The 18,433-nt window shown below is 71.3% G+C and carries 20 protein-coding genes; 4 read left to right on the forward strand and 16 right to left on the reverse strand.

Translation table 11 applies throughout. From position 1 onward, the window contains the following. Nucleotides 1-19 precede the first annotated feature (19 nt). The 4 genes from QT386_RS02795 to QT386_RS02810 all read left to right on the forward strand — a co-directional run bounded on the left by QT386_RS02795 (nt 20) and on the right by QT386_RS02810 (nt 5,251). Nucleotides 20-955, forward strand: coding sequence for a GGDEF domain-containing protein (locus tag QT386_RS02795; protein WP_289272211.1), 936 nt, complete (start codon nt 20-22; stop codon nt 953-955). Continuing rightward, nucleotides 952-1,908: a universal stress protein gene (locus QT386_RS02800; protein ID WP_289272212.1), complete on the forward strand. Its 957-nt coding sequence runs from the start codon at nt 952-954 to the stop codon at nt 1,906-1,908. The genes QT386_RS02795 and QT386_RS02800 overlap by 4 nt, the downstream gene beginning before the upstream one ends. 68 nt (nt 1,909-1,976) lie before the next feature. Continuing rightward, on the forward strand, nt 1,977-2,900 hold the full coding sequence (locus QT386_RS02805) for a histone deacetylase family protein (RefSeq protein ID WP_367401378.1): 924 nt from the start codon (nt 1,977-1,979) through the stop codon (nt 2,898-2,900). Next, the gene (locus QT386_RS02810; protein ID WP_289272214.1) at nt 2,897-5,251 is read left to right on the forward strand and encodes a GNAT family N-acetyltransferase; all 2,355 of its coding nucleotides are present in this window, start codon (nt 2,897-2,899) and stop codon (nt 5,249-5,251) included. The genes QT386_RS02805 and QT386_RS02810 overlap by 4 nt, the downstream gene beginning before the upstream one ends. A 6-nt stretch (nt 5,252-5,257) precedes the next feature. Here the strand turns inward: QT386_RS02810 and QT386_RS02815 are convergent, their stop codons facing one another. The 16 genes from QT386_RS02815 to hemN form a co-directional block, all read right to left on the reverse strand. Next, entirely contained in the window at nt 5,258-6,169 is a 912-nt protein-coding gene (locus QT386_RS02815; RefSeq protein WP_289272215.1) for a ribose-phosphate diphosphokinase, read from the reverse strand. Nucleotides 6,170-6,195: 26 nt separating this feature from the next. After that, entirely contained in the window at nt 6,196-6,576 is a 381-nt protein-coding gene (locus QT386_RS02820) for a hypothetical protein (RefSeq protein WP_289272216.1), read from the reverse strand. 105 nt (nt 6,577-6,681) lie between these two features. Further along, nucleotides 6,682-7,290: a response regulator transcription factor gene (locus QT386_RS02825; RefSeq protein ID WP_289272217.1), complete on the reverse strand. Its 609-nt coding sequence runs from the start codon at nt 7,288-7,290 to the stop codon at nt 6,682-6,684. Beyond that, nucleotides 7,287-8,489 carry a nitrogen regulation protein NR(II) gene (locus QT386_RS02830; protein ID WP_289272218.1) on the reverse strand — a complete coding sequence of 401 codons (1,203 nt, stop codon included), beginning with the start codon at nt 8,487-8,489 and terminating at the stop codon, nt 7,287-7,289. The genes QT386_RS02825 and QT386_RS02830 overlap by 4 nt, the downstream gene beginning before the upstream one ends. 9 nt (nt 8,490-8,498) lie before the next feature. Further along, the gene (locus tag QT386_RS02835; RefSeq protein ID WP_289272219.1) at nt 8,499-9,170 is read right to left on the reverse strand and encodes a sulfite exporter TauE/SafE family protein; all 672 of its coding nucleotides are present in this window, start codon (nt 9,168-9,170) and stop codon (nt 8,499-8,501) included. Beyond that, the gene (locus tag QT386_RS02840) at nt 9,152-9,637 is read right to left on the reverse strand and encodes a hypothetical protein (RefSeq protein ID WP_289272220.1); all 486 of its coding nucleotides are present in this window, start codon (nt 9,635-9,637) and stop codon (nt 9,152-9,154) included. The genes QT386_RS02835 and QT386_RS02840 overlap by 19 nt, the downstream gene beginning before the upstream one ends. A 44-nt stretch (nt 9,638-9,681) precedes the next feature. Further along, nucleotides 9,682-9,819 (reverse strand): cbb3-type cytochrome oxidase assembly protein CcoS, encoded by a 138-nt coding sequence (ccoS, locus tag QT386_RS02845; RefSeq protein ID WP_289272221.1) that lies wholly within the window; start codon nt 9,817-9,819, stop codon nt 9,682-9,684. Then, on the reverse strand, nt 9,819-12,026 hold the full coding sequence (locus QT386_RS02850) for a cation-translocating P-type ATPase (RefSeq protein ID WP_289272222.1): 2,208 nt from the start codon (nt 12,024-12,026) through the stop codon (nt 9,819-9,821). The genes ccoS and QT386_RS02850 overlap by 1 nt, the downstream gene beginning before the upstream one ends. Nucleotide 12,027: 1 nt before the next feature. Further along, nucleotides 12,028-12,174, reverse strand: a complete 147-nt coding sequence (locus tag QT386_RS02855) for a hypothetical protein (RefSeq protein ID WP_289272223.1) — start codon at nt 12,172-12,174, stop codon at nt 12,028-12,030. Beyond that, nucleotides 12,171-13,538, reverse strand: coding sequence for a cytochrome c oxidase accessory protein CcoG (gene ccoG / locus QT386_RS02860; protein ID WP_289272224.1), 1,368 nt, complete (start codon nt 13,536-13,538; stop codon nt 12,171-12,173). Before ccoG ends, QT386_RS02855 begins: the two co-directional genes overlap by 4 nt. Then, nucleotides 13,535-13,759, reverse strand: a complete 225-nt coding sequence (locus tag QT386_RS02865) for a hypothetical protein (protein ID WP_289272225.1) — start codon at nt 13,757-13,759, stop codon at nt 13,535-13,537. Before QT386_RS02865 ends, ccoG begins: the two co-directional genes overlap by 4 nt. Further along, a complete protein-coding gene (gene ccoP / locus QT386_RS02870) occupies nt 13,756-14,652 on the reverse strand; it encodes a cytochrome-c oxidase, cbb3-type subunit III (protein ID WP_289272226.1) in 897 nt (298 codons plus the stop codon). Before ccoP ends, QT386_RS02865 begins: the two co-directional genes overlap by 4 nt. Beyond that, nucleotides 14,649-14,819: a cbb3-type cytochrome c oxidase subunit 3 gene (locus QT386_RS02875; RefSeq protein WP_289272227.1), complete on the reverse strand. Its 171-nt coding sequence runs from the start codon at nt 14,817-14,819 to the stop codon at nt 14,649-14,651. Before QT386_RS02875 ends, ccoP begins: the two co-directional genes overlap by 4 nt. Further along, nucleotides 14,816-15,499 carry a cytochrome-c oxidase, cbb3-type subunit II gene (gene ccoO / locus QT386_RS02880; RefSeq protein WP_289272228.1) on the reverse strand — a complete coding sequence of 228 codons (684 nt, stop codon included), beginning with the start codon at nt 15,497-15,499 and terminating at the stop codon, nt 14,816-14,818. The genes QT386_RS02875 and ccoO overlap by 4 nt, the downstream gene beginning before the upstream one ends. Continuing rightward, nucleotides 15,496-16,929: a cytochrome-c oxidase, cbb3-type subunit I gene (gene ccoN / locus QT386_RS02885; RefSeq protein ID WP_289272229.1), complete on the reverse strand. Its 1,434-nt coding sequence runs from the start codon at nt 16,927-16,929 to the stop codon at nt 15,496-15,498. The genes ccoO and ccoN overlap by 4 nt, the downstream gene beginning before the upstream one ends. 92 nt (nt 16,930-17,021) lie before the next feature. After that, nucleotides 17,022-18,410 carry an oxygen-independent coproporphyrinogen III oxidase gene (gene hemN / locus QT386_RS02890; protein ID WP_289272230.1) on the reverse strand — a complete coding sequence of 463 codons (1,389 nt, stop codon included), beginning with the start codon at nt 18,408-18,410 and terminating at the stop codon, nt 17,022-17,024. Nucleotides 18,411-18,433: the final 23 nt, after the last annotated feature.

Genomic DNA, 18,433 nt, shown 5'->3' on the forward strand with positions numbered 1-18,433 from the left:
CGCCCCACAGGAGACAGGCATGAGCGAGATGGCGACCGCAGTATCGCAAGCGTTACCAACCCAGGCGCTGGCCCAGCTGAACTTCGATGCGGCCCGGCCGCTGCTGGAGAAGCTCCCATTCCCCGCGTTGTGGGTCGGGCAGGACTACGAGCTGCGCTGGGCGAACGCGGCCACGCCCCTGCAGCGGCCTGAAGGAAAGTGCCACGAATGCCTGCATGGCTATGACCGGCCCTGCGACAGCCAGGGCCATGGACCCTGCCGCTCGCTGCGCGCGGCGGCGCAGGGGCTGACCTGCGAGTTCGTGCACGCGCACCGCGTTGGCGGCGGCCTGGAGCTGTTCAAGGTCGTGGCCTTGCCGATGGACCAGGGCGTGCTCGAATTCCATATCCCCATCGACGAGAACTTCTCGCGTGACGCGCTGACCGGCCTGCTGAACCGCCCGGCGATCGAGCAGGTCACGCGCCAGGGCATCCGCCTGATGCGCCGCCTGCGCCAGCAGTGCGCCGTGGTGATGCTGGACCTGGATCGCTTCAAGCGGATCAACGACACCCATGGACACGCCGCCGGCGATGCCTACCTACGGGCGGTGGGGCAGGTGCTGCGCCGCGAGACCCGCAGCACTGATCTGGTCGGGCGCTGGGGCGGCGAGGAGTTCCTGCTGTTCATGCCCGGCTGCGATCGCCGGGGAGCCGCCGCCAAGGTGCATGGTCTGCTGGAGGCCCTGCGCGAACTGCGCGTGGACTTCCACGGCAGCAGCATCCATACCACCACCAGTGCCGGCATCTGGGCCGGATATCCGCGCACCCGCTTCGAGCACATCTACGAGGTATCCGACGCCGCCCTCTATCAGGCCAAGGCCGAGGGCCGTAACCGCTACTGCTTCGCCCAGGAGCACCTGTCGCCGCCGCAGGCCGGGGCGCAGGGCCCCCGTTACCAGACGGAACAGTTCGCATGAGCGCGCTCGGCAGGATCATGGTGGTGCTGGAGCAGGAGCCCTGGCACGGTGCCGCGCTGAGCCGCGGGGTCGAGCTGGCGCGCCGCAGCGGGGCCGAGCTGCATCTTTACGTGTTCGACCATGAACCGATGGTGGAGGCCTACGGCGACGACCTGGAGCCGGGCCTCCGCAAGGCCGCCATCGCGCAGTTCATCGACAGCCGCCTGCGCCGGCTGGCCATAGAGGCCTCGGCCCTGGCGGATAAGGGCCTGCGTGTCGAATGCGACGTGCTGTGGGCGCCCCGGCCCCATCAAGCGGTGATCGCCCGCAGCATGGAACTGAAGCCGGACCTGGTGATCGCGCCAGCCGGCAGCGGCGACGAGGCCCTGCGTCCACTGGCCTGGAAGCTGCTGCGCCTGCTGCCGGCCGACCTGATGCTGGTGTGCGGCGAGGCGCCGCTGTTGCCTCGGCGCGCCGTCGCCGCCGTCGATGTCTGCAACAGTCGGCTGCACCCCACGCCGCTGAACGACGCCCTGGTCGGCAGCGCGCTGCGCCTGTGCCGCTATGCCGATGCGGAACTGCACCTGGCGCATGTGGTTCCGTTCATTCCGGCAGGGGAACTGGTGGGGCACCGCCTGCGTAGCGACTACGAGCTGCGGATCGCCGCCGACCTCGAATCCTTCCGCAGTTTCGCCGCGCAGCGGCACGTGCCGCCGGATCGGCTGCATACGCTCTCGGGAGATCCGGCGTCCAGCCTGGCCGCCTTCATCGGCCGCAGTGACGCGGACCTGGTGGCGCTGGGCTCGGTATACCGCTCGGCCTGGGACCGCTTCATGATGGGCAGCACCGCGGAGGGCCTGCTCGCCGTGCTGCGCTGCGACGTGCTGATGGTCAAGGAGCCGGAGTTCGGCTCGGCGCTGGCGCGGCATGCGGACCTCGCGCGCTGGCAGCGGGCACTGCAACCGGAGGCCTGAACCTTCCGTCGCCGCTGCCGATCCATTGCGTGCAATGTCCAGGGGAGTAAGGTAAGCACATGAACACCATGCCCGTCGCCTGGATCACCCATCCGGACTGCCTGCTCCACCAGATGGAGGAAGGGCATCCCGAGAGCCCGCTGCGCCTGCACGCGATCCAGGACCGGCTGATGGCCTGTGGCATTGACGGTTTCCTGCTGCATGCCGAGGCGCCGGAGGCCACGCCGGAGCAACTGCAGCGCGTGCACACCGCCGAGCACGTGCGCTTCATCCTCAACGCGCCGGCCGATCCGCCGCAGCACCTGGATCCGGACACCCTGTTCATGCGGCACACGCGCCGCGCCGCCCTGCGCGCCGCGGGTTCCGGCGTGCAGGCCGTGGACATGGTGTTGGGCGGCAAGGCCAGCCTGGCGTTCTGCGCCGTGCGCCCGCCGGGGCACCATGCCGAGCGTGCGCGGGCCATGGGCTTCTGCTTCTTCAACAACGTCGCGGTGGCGGCGGCGCACGCGCTGTCACGTGGCCTGGAGCGCGTCGCGATCCTTGACTTCGACGTCCACTACGGCAACGGCACCGCCGACATCTTCCAGGACGATCCGCGCGTGCTGCTGTGTTCCACCTACGGCCACCCGCTGTATCCGTACTGGGCCGGTAGCGGCGACTCCGCCAGCCTGATCGACGTGCCGCTGTCGCCCTACAGCGCCGGCACCGCCTTCCGCGCGGCGGTGACGGAGCACTGGTTGCCGGCGCTGGAGCGCTTCCAGCCGCAGATGCTGCTGGTCTCCGCGGGCTTCGACGCGCACGGCGCCGATCCGCTGGGCAACCTGCGCCTGGGCCTGGACGACTACCGCTGGCTGGGCCGCCTGGTGCAGCAGTTGGCCGAGCAATGCTGCGAGGATCGCGTGGTGGCGATGCTCGAAGGTGGCTATGACCTGACCGCGCTGGCGCGCAGCGTCGAGGCCTTCCTGGAGCCCTTCATGGGCGGCGCGCTGTGACCGTCCGCAATCTCGACGCCTTGCTGCAGCCCGACCACGTGCTGGTCCTGGGCCGGCCGGCGGACGAGGCGGCGCGCCAGCTGTTCCACAACATCGCGCAGAGCGTGCCGCCGGAGCGGCGCACGCATGCCGGTGCCGATGCCGAGCCCGGCTGGGTGAGCCTGTCGCCCGGCGAGCCCTGGCCGCGTGCGTCGCTGGCGGTGGTGCTCGACCCCGCGATGCTGGACCCGGCCACCGTGTCCGCTCTGGCGGAGCAGGGCTGTCGCGCCTTGCTGTGGCCCAGTGTTGAGCCGGCGCCCGCGGCGCTGCTGGAAGCCATGCGCCCCACCACTATGCGCCTGCTCGGCTCACGCGCCGGCGGCATCTGCTCGGTGGCCCAGGGTTACAACCTCAGCTCGCTGCCGCTGACGCCGCCACCCGGCAGCATCGCGCTGATCGCGCAGTCGCAATCGGTGGCCGCCGCCGCCGTCGACTGGGCCGTGGGCCGCAACGTCGGCCTGTCCTGGCTCGCCGTCACCGGCATCGAGGCCGACGTCGATGTCGCCGATCTGCTGGACCGCGCCGCGCTGGACCCGCGCACGCGCGCGGTGGCGCTGCAGCTTAGCCGCATCCGCGCCTCGCGCAAGTTCATGTCGGCCGCGCGCGCCGCGGCACGCATCAAGCCGGTGGTGGTGCTGCAGACCCAGCCGCTGTTCGGCAACCGCGGCGATCCGCAGCTGCGCTCCGCCGCCTTCCAGCGTGCCGGCCTGGTGGAATGCACCACGCTCGGCGGCCTGTTCGACGCGCTGGCGGCGCTGGAGCGCATCCCGGTGCCCGAGGACGGACGCTTCGTGGTGGCCGGCAACGGTGCCGGTGCCTGCGCGCTGGGTATCGACGCGCTGCGGCGCCAGGGCCTCAGCGTGGTGCCGCCACCGGCGGACAGCCTGGAGCGGCTGCCGGAACTGGCGCCGCAGGCGCGCCTGGGCCTGGCGGTGGACCTGGGCCGCAGCCCGCCGCAGACCACCGTCAACGTGCTGCGCCTGCTGCTGGCGCAGAAGGGCGTGGACGCGGTGATCTACGTGCACAGCCCCGAGGAGCGCGGCTCACACCAGACCATGGCGCAGGCCCTGATCGCCTCGGGCCTGCGCGAGCGCCTGCTGACGGTGTGGCTGGGCCTGGAGACCGCCTTGCCGGCGCGGGGCCTCGCGGCCCTGAGCGGACTTGCCACCTTCCCCTCGGCGGACGAAGCGGCCCGCGCGCTGCGCTACCGGCGCCAGCACCGCCTGACGCGTGAACTGCTGATGCAGACACCGCCGCCGGTGCGCGAGGCCTCGGCGCAAGGCCAGCAGGCCGAAAGCCTGCTGGCGAGCCAGCCCGAGGGCGAGCCTCTGGCCTCGTCGGTGATCGAGGAACTGTTCGCCGCCTATGAGCTGCCGGTGGTGCCGGCAGCGACCGGGCTGTGCCTGCGCCTGCGCGCCGACCTGGACCCCGAGCTGGGCATGCACCTGCGCCTGGCGGCACAGGCCGGCGGCCTGCAGGAGCGCGAGGTCTACGGCTTTGCGCCGCTGGATGCGCTGCTGGCGCGCCGCATGCTGACCGACGCCGGACTGCTGCCGGATTCCCTCGCCGTGCGCGGCGCGGCTCTGCCGGAGGCGCTGGTACGCCTGGGGCAGATGCTGGTGGACCTGGCGCAGCTGACGCAGCTGGAGCTGCTGCTGGCGGTGGCCGCCGACGGCAACGTGGGCATGGTCGCCGGCAGCGGCACCGGCTTGCTGCAGACACCGCCACCCGAACGCCAGCGCCTGTCACTGGCACCGTATCCGGCGGCGCTGCGGCATCCGCTGGCGCTGCGCGATGGCCGCAGCCTCAAGGTGCGGCCGGTGCGCGCCGCCGACGAGCCCGCGCTGATCGAGCTGCTGCAGCGGCTGGACCCGGAGGAAGTGCGCCTGCGCTTCTTCCTGCACATCCGCAACTTCTCGCACGACATGGCGGCCCGCATGACGCAGGTCGACTACGACCGCGAGTTGTCGCTGGTGGTGGTGCCGCCCGAGGGCGGCGACCGCATCGTGGCGATGGCCACGCTGGTGATGGACCCCGACAATGCCGAGGCCGAGTACGCCATCCTGGTGCATCACGACTGGGCCGGGCTCGGTATCGGCAAGCACCTGATGCGCTGCCTGCTCGACGTCGCCCGCGCCCGCGGCGTCGGCACGGTCTATGGCGACGTGCTGGCCGAGAACGGGCCGATGCTGGCGGTAGTGCGCTCGCTGGGCTTCACCATCCGGCGCGACCCGGAAGACCCGCAATGCATGCGCGTCAGCCTGCGCACCGCACTGGGGCCTGGCCCGGCACAGGACGCCGCGCAGTCCTGACGTCGCTCAGGCCTGTCGCGGCCGCGGCAGCCGGCGCAGCAGGCTGCGCGTGGCGGCGACGATCGCCCGGTCCAGGTCCACGGCATTGCTGGGATGCTTCAGGCCGTTGCAGCTGACGATGCGCTCCGCGCCCGCGCTGCGCAGCAGGTCCACCGTGGCCTGCCCGAACAGCGCATGCACGCCGATGCACACCGGCTGCGGAAATCCCGCGCTGCGCAGGCGTCGCACCGCCATGGCCATGGTCTGGCCGCTGGAGACGATGTCGTCGACCAGCACCGGGGTGAAATCGGTATAGGCCGTCAGGTCGGGGATCGACACCTCCACGCGGCTGTCGCCTATGCGGATCCGGTGCAGGAAGATGCTGGGGCACTCCAGCGCGCGGGCGATGCTGTCGCTCCACTGGCGGCTTTCCATGGCGGGCCCGACGATCATCGGCCGGGAGACGTTCTCGCCCACCCAGCGCGCGATGCTGTCGGCGGCGCCCACCACCTCGCAGGGTATCGAGAAGACGTCGGTGAGTTCCGCGATGCGGTGCAGGTGGGGTTCCACCGTCACCAGGCCGTCGGCGAAGCCGGAGAACCAATGCGCGATGTAGCTAGACGACAGGCCCTCGCCGGGCCGGAACACCCGGTCCTGCCGCAGGTAGGGCAGGTAGGGCGCGACCAGCACGATGTTGCGCGCCCCCAGGCTGCTGAGCGTGCTGGCCACCAGGAACAGCGGCACCAGCTTGCTGTCCGGCGCATCCAGCGCCGTCACCAGCAGCACGTCGCGGTCCGCCACCGGCGATTCGATGCGCACATAGGTCTCGCGATCCGGGAAGACGTGCAGGTCCATCGTCCCGGTGTCGGCGGGCAGGCCTTCGGCCAGCGCCTCGCCCAGGGCCTCGCTGCCGGGCATGGACAGGGCCAGGGGATTCATCGCGTGATCTCCTTCATGGCCATCCCTTAACCCGCGGTGCGCCGGCCGCGCCGGTCGCAGGCGGTCAGGATCGCCGCGCGGTTCGGGCAGAGAGCGATCGGCGGATCGCCGACGGCGCTGTTGATGCTGCGGTCGCAGCGGTGCGTCTCCGCGCAGCCGCCACATTGCTGCAACTGGCGCTGCAGGGTGTCCAGGCCTTGGCATCCGGCGTATTCCGCGGGATCGATGCGACGGCGGACCAGCACCGCATGCAGGCGCATCGTCGCCAGCGTCCGCAGCAACGCCTGCCTGCGCCGGCGCAGGAAGGCGGGCGAGTCGCGGTACAGCAGCAGGGCCAGCAGGACGGCGAAGACGGCGGTCGTCAGGATGACGCTGAAGGTGTAGGCGTGTGCGATCTGTTCGGTCATGGCGGCTGGCTCACAAGGACTTGAGCCAGCATGGACGCGACGGTGCCTGGCGCGCATTGAGCCAGGTCAATGCCACTGCGATGGGGCAACGGCAGGATGCGGGAATCAGCCCTGCAGGTGGAGCATCATCTGCACCAGGTGGGCCAGGCCGCGGGCCTCCATCTTCTGCATGATGCGGGCCCGGTGCAGCTCCACCGTGCGCTCGCTCAGGTCCAGGTCGATGGCGATGACCTTGTTGGCGTCGCCGGAGACGATGCGCTCCGCCACCTCGCGCTCGCGCGGGGTCAGCGTCTCGAAGCGCCGCCGCAGGCCCTCACGCTCCTCCAGTGCCGCGCTGTCGCGCTCGCCCTGTTCCATGGCGCGCTGCACGCGGCGGATCATGTCCTCGTCGTGGAAGGGCTTCTGCAGGAAATCCATGGCGCCGGCACGCATTGCCTCCACCGCCATCGGCACGTCGCCGTGGCCGCTCATGAAGATCAGCGGCAGGCTGCAGCCGCGCCGGTTCAGCTCCTGCTGCAGCTCCAGCCCGCCCATGCGCGGCATGCGCACGTCCAGCACCACGCAGCCGCGCATGCCCGCGTGGTAGGCCGTCAGGAAGCTGCCGCCGTCGGGGAACAGCCGGGTGGGGATGCCGACCGAGCGCAGCAGCAGCGCCAGGCTGTCGCGGATCGCCTCCTCGTCGTCGACGATATAGACGCAGGCCGTTTCGCTCATTGCGTGTTTCCTTCCGCCGGCAGGCGGATGCGGAAGCGCGATCCGCCGCCCTCCCGTGGTTCGTGCTTCAGTTCGCCGCCATGGGCGGAGATGATGGACTGGCAGATCGACAGCCCCAGGCCCATGCCCTGCGGCTTGGTGGTGAAGAAGGGCTCGAACAGCCGCTGCGCGGTAGCCGCCGGGATGCCCGGCCCGCAGTCGTCCACCGTGATCTCCACCCAGCCGTCGTGGGTGCGGGTGCGCAGGTCCACGGTGTCGCCGCCGGTGGTGGCCTCGGACATCGCCTCCACCGCGTTGCGCAGCAGGTTCAGCACCACCTGCTGCACCTGCACGCCGTCACCGCTGACCGGCGGCAGCCCCGGCGCCAGCGACTGGCGCAGCTGCCAGCCGGCATTGCGGAACTCGAACTCCACCAGGCGTGCCACCTCGCCCACCAACTGGTTGACGTCGAGGCGGTCGGCGGCGCGGTCCTCGCGCCGCGCCAGCTTGCGCAGGCCGCGGATCACCTGTCCGGCGCGTTCGGCCTGAACGCTGATCTTGTTCAGCACTTCGGCGATCTCTTCCGGTTGGGCGTGGCCCGACAGCAGCAGGCGCTTGCAGGCGCTGGCGTAGTTGGCGATGGCGGTCAGCGGCTGGTTCACCTCGTGGGCGATGCCGCTGACCATCTCGCCGAGCGTGCCGAGGCGGCCGGCATGGGTCAGGCGCGCGCGCAGGTCCTCAGCCTCGCCGAAGGCCTGGCGCAATTCCTCCGCCGTGTCGCGCAACTGCTGTTCCTGCAGCTTGCGCGCGGTGATGTCGCGCAGGATGCCGACGAAGCCGTGCTCGCCCTCGTCGCCGGAGGGTTCGCCGCCCTCCGCCGCCGGGCGGCGGAACTCGCCCACCGACAGGTCGATGGGAAAGGTGCTGCCGTCCTTGCGGCGCGCCACCACCTCGCGGCCGATACCGATGATGCGCGGGCGGCTGGTGGCGGAGTAGCGCTCCAGGTAGCCGTCGTGCTCGCCGTGATAGGGCTCGGGCATCAGCATCGAGACGTTCTGGCCCAGCACCTCCGCCGCGACGTAGCCGAACAGCCGCTCGGCGGCGCGGTTGAAGCGCGAGATGCGTCCGCGCGGGTCGATCAGCACGATGGCATCCACCGCCGCGTTGAGCAGTGCGCTCAGGCGGTCTTCCGCGGTGGGTGGCGGCGTGGTTCCGGGCATGCGCCCAGTTTAGCCGCGCAGGAACGGGTTGCAGAAGGCGGGCGCGGCGGTCACCGGGGCCAGGCCGGCGGCGGCCAGCCCCACCAGGCCGAAGACGATCAGCAGCGCCGCGCCGGCGCGGCGCAGGCCCTCGCGACGTAGTGTCGCGCGCGGCAGCAACCAGCCGCCGGCCCCGAGCAGCGGCAGGGTGCCGAGTCCGAAGGCCGCCATCAGCAGCGCGGCGTACAAGGGGCTGCGGCTGAGCATGGCCAGGAACAGCATGCCGTACAGCGCGCCGCAGGGCAGCAGCGCCCAGGCCATCCCGCGCAGCAGCACACGGACCGGCTTGGGCGCGGCTGCCGGCGGCTGTCGCGCGGCGTGGCAGCGGGCAGCACCGCGCCACTGGCGCAGGCCCATCAGCAGCAGGATCGCCGCGGCCAGCCCTTGCAGCGGCAGTCCGGTCATCGCCTCCGGCAGCCGGCGGAACAGCAGCAGGCCGCCGGTACCCATCACCGCGCCCAGCAGCGCATAGCCGGAGACACGGCCGGCATGCAGCAGCAACAGGCGCTGCCGCAGCGCGGCGCCGTCCGCGGCCGGCCGCAGTTGCAGCGCCTGCAGGCAGCCGCACATCAGCGCGCAATGCGGGCTGGCGCCCAGCCCCGCCGCGGCGAAGGCCGCTAGGGTCAGTTCGGCGGCGGGCATGGCCGTGGTGCCGGCTGGCGCTGGGCCAGGGCAAGCGCCGGCACCGGGGCGCGGTGGTCGAGCAGGTCGCGGTAGAGACGCCGGGCCCAGGCGCTGTCGCCCTGCTGCATCAGGGTGCCGAACAGCAGCATCAGGTGCTCCTCCAGCGCCGCCACGTCGCGGCACAGCGCCAGGTAGGGGTCGGCGCCATCCTCGCTCGCGGCCAGCGGGGCCGGCGCATGCGCCAGCCAGTCCTGCAGCAGGGCCGCGGTCTCGGGATCGGCGGCGAGGCTGGACACCACCTGGTCGAAGCTGCGCTCGCGGGCGGCGCACCACTGGCGGATCCGCGCCGCGGCATCCTGCTGGACGGCATCGCCCGGCGCCAGCAGCACGGTGCGCCCCGCCAGTTCGTGAAGCGCCATGCAGATGTCCTGCAGGCTGCAGTAGCAGTAGGGCTTGGAGGAACAGCGGGCGGAGGAAAAGCTCATGTCTGGATTGTCCGGCGCAGCGGGCTGCGCTGCCTTGATCTGGGTCAATCGTCGTCGGGCAGGGTCTGCGCCTGCTCGTCCAGGTTCTCGTACTGGCCGCTGCCGATGGTCCAGGCAAAGATCAGCGCGGCGGCCAGCACCACCAGCAGTCCCATCGGAATCAGCAGGTAGAGCGCTTCCATCAGTGTTCTCCGGTGTGCAGGCGCAGGGCGTTGCCCACCACCAGCAGCGACGACAGCGACATGCCCAGCGCCGCCAGCCAGGGCGTCAGCCAGCCGCCCAGGGCCAACGGCAGCACCACCAGGTTGTAGCCCAGCGCCCAGGCCAGGTTCTGGCGCAGGCGGCGCTGCGCCTGCCGCGCCACGCTGCGCAGGGTGCCCAGGCCGCTCAGCGAATCACCCACCAGCACCACGTCGGCCCGCGCCTGCGCCAGCGCGGCGCCCTGTGGCATCGCCACCGCGACGTCGGCCGCCGCCAGGAAGGGCGCGTCGTTGATGCCGTCGCCCACCACCATGACCACGCGGCCCTGCGCCTGCAGCTCGCGCAGGCGCGCCAGCTTCTGCTCCGGCGTCTGGCGCGAGCGCAGCGCGGCGATGCCGGCCTGCGCGGCCAGCGCGCGGGCCGGGGCCTCGGCGTCGCCAGTCAGCAGTTCCATCGCCAGGCCCTGGCTACGCAGCGCGGCGATCAGCCGCTGCGCCTCGGGCCGCAGCTCCGCGCGCAGGCCGAACAGCGCCAGCGGGCGTTGGTCTTCGCAGAGCAGCAGCCAGCTGGCCTGCGCCGCCTGCGGGCCGGCGGGCAAGGCGACCGCTTGCGGCGCCTGCTCCGCGGCGCCGATCCAGTAGCGGCGTCCGTCTATGCTGCCGCTGACGCCGCCCGACTGCAGGCGGATGTCCTGTGCCCGCGGCAGGTCGCTGACGCCGGCGGCGAGCGCGCGGGCGATGGGATGGGTGAGCTCGCGCTCCAGTGCCGCGGCCAGGCGCCGGCAGGTCCCGATGCCCAGGTCCGCCAGCGGCAACACCTGCGCCACGGTCAGATCCGGTCGCGTCAGGGTGCCGGTCTTGTCGAACAGCACGGTGTCGACCTGGGTCAGGCGCGCCAGTGCGCGCGGCCGCGCCATCAGCACGCCGCGGCGCGCCAGCAGGGAGCTGGCCGCGGCATGCACCGTGGGCACGGCCAGCGACAGGGCGCAGGGGCAGCTCGCCACCAGCACCGCCAGTGCCACGCTCAGGGCCTTGTCGGCGTCCTGCGGCCACCAGTACCCCGCACCGGCCAGCGCCAGTGCCTTCACCGCCAGCACGAAATGGCCGGCGTAGCGGTCGGCCAGCAACTGCACGCGCGGCCGGTCGTCCTGCGCCTGCTGCAGCAGGCGCGTGATCTGCGCCAGGCGCGTGCCCGCACCGGCGTCGCTCACCTGCAGGCGCAATGTGGCCGGCGCCAGGTTCAGGCTGCCGGCCAGCACCGTGTCGCCGCGGCGGTGCAGCACCGGCCGCGACTCGCCGCTGAGCAGCGACTCGTCGAGCTGCGCGGTCTCGTCCAGCAGCTCGCCGTCGGCCGGCAGGGCCTCGCCGGGTGCCACGCGCAGGCGGTCGCCGGCCTGCAGCGCGGTGAGCGCCACTGTCTCCGCACTGTCGCCCTGCTCGCGTACGGCGGTCAGCGGGCGCCGGCCGGCCAGCAGGCGCATGCGTTCGCCGGCACGGCTGCGGCTGCGCCCCTCGAACCAGCGTGCCACGCCCAGCAGCATCACGAACATGGTGGCGGCGTCGAAGTAGAGCTCGCCCTGGCCGGTGAAGACCCGCAGCGCCGACGCGGCCCAGGCGATCAACAGCGACAGCGCCACCGGCAGGTCCATGGTCGGCACCCGTGCGCGCAGCGAGTGCCAGCCACCGGCCAGGAAGGGCCAGCCGGCGTAGAACACCACCGGCGTGGCCAGCAGCAACTGCGCCCAGCGCATCAGCCCGGCGATGCCGGGCTCGATGGTGCCGCCGTCGAAGTAGGCCGGCCAGGCCAGCATCATCACCTGCATGGCGCCGATCACCGCCACGCCGATCCGCACCAGCTCCGTGCGGCGCCGGCGCCGCGCACGCGCGCGGTCGGCGTCCTGCGCCAGCACCTGGGGCTCGAAGCCGGCGGCGTCGATCTGCGCCAACAGCGCGGACAAGGCTTGGCGCTGCGGATCGTGCACGAACTCCAGCGTGCGGCTGGCCAGGTTGATGCGCAGGTCCTGCACTTGTGGCCCCAGCAGTTTGCGCAGGCGGCCCACGCAGGAGGCGCAGTGCATGCCCTCGGCCAACAGCAGCACCTCCTCGCGCCCGCCGGGCAAGCCGGTGGCGATGGCGGCGCGCAGCTCCGGCCGGTCGTAGGCGCTCCAGTCGGCCGCGGCGGCGCTCATGTCAGCGCACCGCCTGCTGCAGGACCACGGCTTCGAGCGGCGTGAAACCCTGCTGCATGGCCAGGGCGGTGGTGAAGGCACCGGCCACCAGCACCAGCAGCGGCAGGCCGACCAGCAGCGACATCTCGATCCAGGGGAAGCGTTTCATGGTTGTGCTCCAGACAGGAAGCGGGCCTCGCGCTCGCGCCTCAGGCGCGGGGCATCGACGGCGGCCGCGGTGAACAGCAGGGTCGTCACCGTCTCGGCGGGACGTTCGGCGGTGCGTACCGGCAGCACCAGGCTGCGCAGCTCGCCCGGCGCCAGCGTGATCTCCCCGGAATCGGCCTCGTAGGCGCGGCCCTGGCGGTCGCGCACCTCGATGCGGAAGCGGTGCGCGTCCGCCGAGGCATTGGCGAGCTTCACCGTGTACAGGTTTTCCACGCGCCCATCGGGCAACTGGCGGTAGAGGCTGTGGCGGTCGCGCATCACGTCGAGCTGCAGCGGCGAGCGCAGCGCCACCATGACGACGAAGCCGCCGCAGAGCAGCAGCCACAGCAGGCCGTAGGCGAGGGTGCGGGGACGCAGCAGCTTTGTCGCCAGGCCCTCCTCGCGCGCGCTGCTGGTGTAGCGGATCAGGCCGCGCGGCTGGCCGACGCTGTCCATGACGTTGTCGCAGACGTCGACGCAGGCGGCGCAGGCGATGCACTCGTACTGCAGGCCCTGGCGGATGTCGATGCCGGTGGGGCAGACCTGCACGCACAGCGAGCAATCCACGCAGGACCCGCGCGCCTGCGCGTCGGCCTTGCGCGCCAGCGACTTGCGCGGCTCGCCACGCTTTTCGTCGTAGGCGATCAGCAGCGTGTGGCGGTCGAACATCGACGACTGGAAGCGCGCGTAGGGGCACATGTACTTGCAGACCTGCTCGCGCAGGAAGCCGGCGTTGCCCCAGGTGGCGAAGCCGTAGAACAGGCTCCAGAACAGTGCCCAGCCGCCCACGGCGCCGGTGAAGAAGGCCGGGAACAGTTCGCGTGCCGGCACGAAGTAGGCGACGAAGGTCAGGCCGGTGAACAGCGAGAACAGCGCCCACAGCAGGTGGCGCCCGCCACGGCGCAGGATCTTGTTCGCGCCCCAGGGCGCCGCGTCGAGCTTGAGGCGCGCGTGGCGCTCGCCCTCCACCAGCCGCTCCATCCACAGGAAGGCCTCGGTCCAGACCGTTTGCGGGCAGGCGTAGCCGCACCACAGGCGGCCGGCCAGGGCGGTGAACAGGAACAGCGTCATCGCCGCGATCACCAGCAGCCAGGCCAGCAGGTAGAGGTCCTGCGGCATCAGGGTCAGGCCCAGCACGTGGAAGCGCCGGTGCGGCAGGTCCAGCAGCACCAGCGGCTGGCCGCCCAGGCTGATCCAGGGCAGCAGGTAGTACAGGCCGAGCAGGCCCAGCATGGCCGCCACGCGCAGACGCGCGTAGCGGCCGTGGGCCATGCGTGGTTGCAGCTTGGCGGTGGCGGCGTAGAGCGAGGTGGCGGGAGTGGTCATGGGCGATTCCCGCGTGGCGGCAGCACCAGCATCTGCGTGACGATGGCCGGCACCAGCGCCAGGGCCCAGCAGACGAAGAACAGCAGGCTCAGTTCGCGCAGGCCCGCGCCATGCTCCAGCCAGGACGGCGGCAGCGCCAGGATCGCGCCCATGCTGCTGGCGCCGCCCAGGAAGGCGGCCCACAGCAGGGCGCCGAGACGCTGCAGCCGTTCCGGGTTCACGGCGTCTCCGCCAGGCCGTAGACGTAGGCGGCGAGCAGGTGGATCTCCGCGTCGCTGAGCAGGTCGCGGTGCGCCGGCATGTTGCTGCGCCGCCCGAACAGGATGCTCTGCCGCACCGACTCGTACGAGCCGCCGTGCAACCAGGTGGCGTCGGCCAGGTTGGGAACGCCGATGGCCGGGTTACCGCGCCCTTCCGGGCCGTGGCAGGCGGCGCAGGTGTAGGCGTACTGCTTCATGCCGCGCTCGCGGACCTCGGCCGGCAACGCCGGATCTGACCAGCCGCGCACGGTGCGCACCAGGTCGTCCACCACCTCGGCCTTGAGCATGGCGTTGAAGTTCGGCATCTGCCCGGCGCGCCCGTCGCGGATGCTGGCGAGGATGGCCTCGGGATCGCCGCCGTAGAGCCAGTCCTTGTCGGCCAGGTTGGGGAAGCCCAGCGCGCCGCGCGCGTCGGCGCCGTGGCAGCCGGCGCAGTTCGCCATGAACAGGCCGCGCCCCAGCGCGCGTGCCTCGGGGTCCACCGCGTTGGCCGGGATGGGGCGCGAGGCCAGTGCGGCATAGCGCTGGTTGCGCGCCTGCTCGACCTGCGCCAGCTGCTGCTGCATCTGGCCGTCCGAGCTCCACTGCAGGCGCCCGCCGAAGTTGCCCAGGCCCGGGTAGAAGGCCAGGTAGCCCAGCGCGAACACCACCGTGAGCACGAACAGCACCAGCCACCAGCGCGGCAGCGGGTTGTTGTACTCGCGCAGGTCATCGTCCCAGACGTGGCCGGTGTCCGATCCGCCGGGAGCCTTGGCATTGGCGAACAGCAGCCACAGGCAGCCGGCGATCGAGACCAGCGTCAGCAGCACGATGAACCAGTGCCAGAAGCCGCTGAGTTGCTCGAGCATGTTCATGGCTGGCGCTCCTTGCAGCAGCAGGCGGGAGCGCCCTGCGCGCCGTCATCCTTCAGCGGCAGGCTGGCGGCCTCGGCGAAGCGCTCGCGGTTGCGCGAAGACCAGGCCCAGACCGCGATGGCGAGGAAGGCGAGCAGCAGGATGGCGGTGACGATGCCGCTGATCATGGTTGTTCTCCGGTGGCGGGGCCGGCGGCGGCTGCCGCGGCCGTGCGTTGCGTGGTGGCCGCGGGCGTGGCCGGCGCGGCGGCGGCCTTGGGGGCGCGCAGCGACTGCAGGTAGGCGATCAGCGCGTTCATCTGGTTCTTGCCCGCCACCGCTTCCGGCGCGCCGGCAATGTCCTGCTCGCTGAACGGCACGCCGGCCAAGCGCAGCGCGCGCATCATCGCGGCAACCTCCTCGCCGTCCACCGCCTGCTCCGTCAGCCAGTGATAGGCCGGCATGTTCGACTCGGGCACCACGTCGCGCGGGTTGTTCAGGTGGATGCGGTGCCAGTCGTCGCTGTAGCGGCCGCCGATGCGCGACAGGTCCGGCCCGGTGCGCTTGGAGCCCCACTGGAAGGGGTGGTCCCAGACCGACTCGCCGGCCTGCCCGGCCGGGCCGTAGCGCATCACCTCTTCATGCAGCGAGCGCACCATCTGCGAGTGGCAGTTGTAGCAGCCCTCGCGGATGTAGACGTCGCGGCCGGCCACCTCCAGAGGCGTGCGCAGCGCCAGGCCCGGCGAGGGCTGGGTGGCGGCCTTCTGGTTCATCAGCGGGACGATCTCCACCAGGCCGCCGATGCTGATCGCGGCCAGGATCAGCACCGCCAGCAGGACGACGTTTTTCTCGAGGATCTCGTGTTTCATGCCTGGGCTCCGGCGGGCAGGGCGCGGCGCTGCGGCTGGGCCTGCGGTTCGATGGTCTTCCAGACGTTCCAGGCCATCACCAGCATGCCCGACAGGAAGATCAGGCCGCCGGCCAGGCGCAGACCGTAGAAGGGATAGGTGGCCTTCAGCGACTCGACGAAGCTGTAGGTCAGCGTGCCGTCGTCGTTGACCGCGCGCCACATCAGGCCCTGCATGACGCCGGCGATCCACATGGCCACGATGTAGAGCACCGTGCCGATGGTCGACAGCCAGAAGTGCAGGTTGATGGCCGGCACGCTATGCATCTGCGGCTTGCCCCAGAGGCGCGGGATCAGCATGTAGATCGAGCCGATCGAGATCATCGCCACCCAGCCCAGCGCGCCGCTGTGGACGTGGCCGATGGTCCAGTCGGTGTAGTGCGACAGCGCGTTGACGGTCTTGATCGACATCATCGGACCTTCGAAGGTCGACATGCCGTAGAACGACAGCGAGACGATCAGGAACTTCAGGATCGGGTCCTCGCGCAGTTTGTGCCAGGCCCCCGACAGGGTCATGATGCCGTTGATCATGCCGCCCCAGCTCGGCGCCAGCAGGATCAGCGAGAACACCATGCCCAGCGACTGCACCCAGTCGGGCAGCGCGGTGTAGTGCAGGTGATGCGGGCCGGCCCACATGTAGACGCTGATCAGCGCCCAGAAGTGCACGATCGACAGGCGGTAGCTGTAGATCGGCCGCCCGGCCTGCTTGGGCACGAAGTAGTACATCATCCCCAGGAAGCCGGCGGTCAGGAAGAAGCCCACCGCGTTGTGGCCGTACCACCACTGCACCATCGCATCCACCGCGCCGCCGTAGACGCTGTACGACTTGGTCAGCGACACCGGGATCGACAGGCTGTTGATGATGTGCAGCACCGCCACCGCGATGATGAAGGCGCCGTAGAACCAGTTGGCCACGTAGATGTGGCTGACCTGGCGCTTGGCGATAGTGCCGAAGAACACCACGGCATACGACACCCAGACCGCGGCGATCAGGATGTCGATCGGCCACTCCAGCTCGGCGTATTCCTTGCCCTGGGTCATGCCCATCGGCAGCGTGATGGCGGCGGCCACGATCACCGCCTGCCAGCCCCAGAAGGTGAACGACGCCAGCCGCGGCAGGAACAGCGGCGCGCGGCAGGTGCGCTGCACGCACCAGTAGCTGGTGGCGAACAGCGCGCAGCCGCCGAAGGCGAAGATCACGGCGTTGGTGTGCAGCGGCCGCAGGCGGCCGTAGCTGAGCCAGGCGGTGTCGAAGTTCAGCGCCGGGAACATCAGCTGGGCGGCGAGCAGCACGCCGACCGCCATGCCGACGATGCCCCAGGCCACGGTCATCACGGAGAACTGCCGGATGACCTGGTCCTGGTAGGCGACGGGGGTGGGTTGCGGGTCCATCGGTACGTGCTCCCTGTGGAGGTTCGTTGCGGCGCCAGTCTCGGTCCGCGGGGCGGCGGCGGCATTGATCCAGGTCAACCCGCCGCCGGGTCTCAGATCACCCGCGAATGGCGCACCTGCTCGCCCGGGGCGGCGGCCTGGTAGGTGTCGAACACCATGGCGATGGCGCGCAGCAGGTAGCGCCCGGCGGGCGTCACCTCCAGCCGCGTCTCGGCCACCCGCACCAGGCCGTCGCGCGCCATCGGCTCCAGCGCCGCCAGCTCAGCGGCGAAGTGCTCGCGGAAGCGGATGCCGTGCTTCCACTCCAGGCCGCTGAACTCCACCGCGCAGCGGCACATCAGCGACTCGATCAGCTCCGCCCGCAGGCGGTCGTCGGCGGTGGGCGCCAGGCCGCGTTCCACCGGCAGGTGCCCGTGGTCGAGCTGGGCGTAGTAGGCGTTGAGCTGGCGCGCGTTCTGGGCGTAGCAGCCGTCGGCCCGGCTGATCGCGCTCACGCCCAGGCCGATCAGGTCGAGCCCCGCGCCGGTGGAGTAGCCCTGGAAGTTGCGCTGCAGGCGGCCGGCCGCGGCGGCCTTGGCCAGTTCATCGGAGGGCCGCGCGAAGTGATCCATGCCGATGTACTGGTAGCCGGCGGCGCAGAGCCGCTCGATCGCCAGGCGCATCAGGCGCAGCTTGAGCTCGGCACCCGGCAACTCGCGGGCGTCGATGCGCTGCTGCGCCTTGAACTGGCGCGGCAGGTGGGCGTAGCTGTACAGCGACACGCGGTCCGGCAGCAGCAGGGTGACGCGGTCCAGGGTCTCGGCGAAGCCCTGCTCGGTCTGGCGCGGCAGGCCGCAGATCAGGTCCATGCCCACCGAGCGCATGCCGTAGTTGCGGGCCTGCACCACCGCGTCGCGGGTCTCCTCGAAGGACTGCAGTCGGTTCACCGCCTTCTGCACTGCGGGGTCGAAGTCCTGCACGCCGATGCTGATGCGGTTGAAGCCCATCGCCGCCAGGTCGGCGATGGTGTCGGGGCCCAGGCGGCGCGGGTCGATCTCGATGGAGTATTCCCGCCCCGGCCCGTCCACCAGGCCGAAGCTGCGGTCCAGCTCCGCCATCAGGCGGCCCAGCTGATCGCTGTCGAAAGAGGTCGGCGTGCCACCGCCTAGGTGGAGCTGCTGGATCGAGCGGCGCGCGCCGGGCGTGCGCGCATGCAGGCCGATCTCCTGCAGCAGCCGCTCCAGGTAGGCCTGGGTCATGGCCTTCTGCCGCGTCATCACGCGGTTGCAGGCGCAGTAGAAGCAGGGGCTCTCGCAGAACGGCACGTGCACATAGACCGACAGCGGCCCGCCGCGATGGTGGGCGCGCTCCAGTGCCGCCTCGTAGTCGCTGCGTGTGAAACCGCTGCCGAACTGCGCGGCGCTGGGGTAGGAGGTGTAGCGCGGGCCGGCGCGGTCGTAGCGGCGCAGCAGCTGCGGGTCGAAGGCTTGGGCGTCGTTCATGGGCGGGCACGGCGGTGGTGGGT

It is taken from the genome of Solimonas sp. SE-A11, assembly GCF_030345715.1.
Classification (GTDB): Bacteria; Pseudomonadota; Gammaproteobacteria; order Nevskiales; family Nevskiaceae; genus Solimonas_A.